The sequence below is a fragment of the Mesorhizobium sp. M7D.F.Ca.US.004.03.1.1 genome (assembly GCF_003998635.1).
GTDB lineage: Bacteria > Pseudomonadota > Alphaproteobacteria > Rhizobiales > Rhizobiaceae > Mesorhizobium > Mesorhizobium loti.
The window spans coordinates 2,054-3,237 of record NZ_RZQG01000694.1; the positions used below are offsets into that span (position 1 = coordinate 2,054).

A 1,184-nucleotide genomic window follows, 5' to 3' on the forward strand; every position below is an offset into this window, starting at 1 on the left:
GTGAACAGGGCGGTCTCGATCGGTCCGGGCGCCACCGCGTTGACGGTGACACGGCGCGCGCCAAGCTCCTTGGCCAGGATGTGGGTCATCGCCTCGACGCCTGCCTTGGTGGCGGCGTAGACCCCGTAGCCCGGCTGGTAGAGGCCAACGACGCTGCTCGAGAAATTGACGATGCGGCCGCCGTCGCGAATCCGGCGCGCACCTTCCCGCATGCCGCGGAACACGCCGCCGAGATTGATCGCGATCTGCGTGTCGAACGAAGCATCGTCGGTCTGCGCGATCGGCGACGTTTTCATGATGCCGGCATTGTTGACGAGGATATCGATGCCGCCGAACGCCTTCTCGCCGGCGTCGAAAAGTGCCGCGAGGCCATTCGGATCGGCGATATCGGCCTGAACGGCGATCGCCTTGCCGCCGCCGGCTTCGATGCTGCGCACAAGCTCTTCGGCCTCCGCGCGTCCCCGTGCATAGTTGACGACGACGGCGACGCCGTCGCGGGCGAGTCGCTGTGCGATGGCGGCGCCGATGCCCTTGGAGGCGCCGGTCACGATCGCCGTTCTGGTTTGGTTAGATGTCATGGAAGTGTCTCCGTGTTGTTGGTGACACGGATATAGGCCAAGCCGCATTCCGGATAATCAGCCTCCTATTGACATCACTATTCGGAAACTGCGAACAAAGGCCATGGATCGACTGGACACGATGCGGCTGTTTGTTCGCGTTCTGGAGCGGCGCAGCTTCACCGCTGCCGTGGCCGATCTCGGCCTGCCGCGTTCAACCGCGACGGAAGCGATCCGGCGGCTGGAAGTGCATCTCGGCGCGCGGCTTCTGGAACGAACGACACGGCAGGTGAACGCCACGCAGGACGGCGAAGCCTACTATCGGCGCTGCCTGTCGATCCTGGCCGAGATCGAGGACGCCGAGGCCGCCTTCCGCAACGCCGAGCCTTTCGGCCTGCTGCGCATCGACGCCAGCACGCTGCTCACCCGCACGTTCCTTTTGCCACGCCTGCCGCAGTTTCTCGCCCGCTATGTCAGGATCGACCTGCAGATCGGCCAGAGCGACCGGCTGGTCGATCTCGTGCGCGAAGGCGTCGACTGCGTCATACGCGTCGGCGAGCCGCCCGACAGCGGCATGATCATGCGCCGCCTGGCTGTCATCCGCGAGATCACCTGCGCCAGCCCCGC

The 1,184-nt window shown here is 65.5% G+C and carries 2 protein-coding genes; one reads left to right on the top strand and one right to left on the bottom strand.

Translation table 11 applies throughout. From position 1 onward, the window contains the following. On the bottom strand, window positions 1–578 hold a 578-nt coding region (locus EN935_RS28170; RefSeq protein ID WP_245489069.1), incomplete at its 3' end, for an SDR family NAD(P)-dependent oxidoreductase. 103 nt (window positions 579–681) lie between these two features. Between EN935_RS28170 and EN935_RS28175 the strand changes: the two genes are divergently transcribed. After that, window positions 682–1,184, top strand: a 503-nt coding sequence (locus EN935_RS28175) for a LysR family transcriptional regulator (protein WP_127373846.1), incomplete at its 3' end; no start/stop codon positions are given.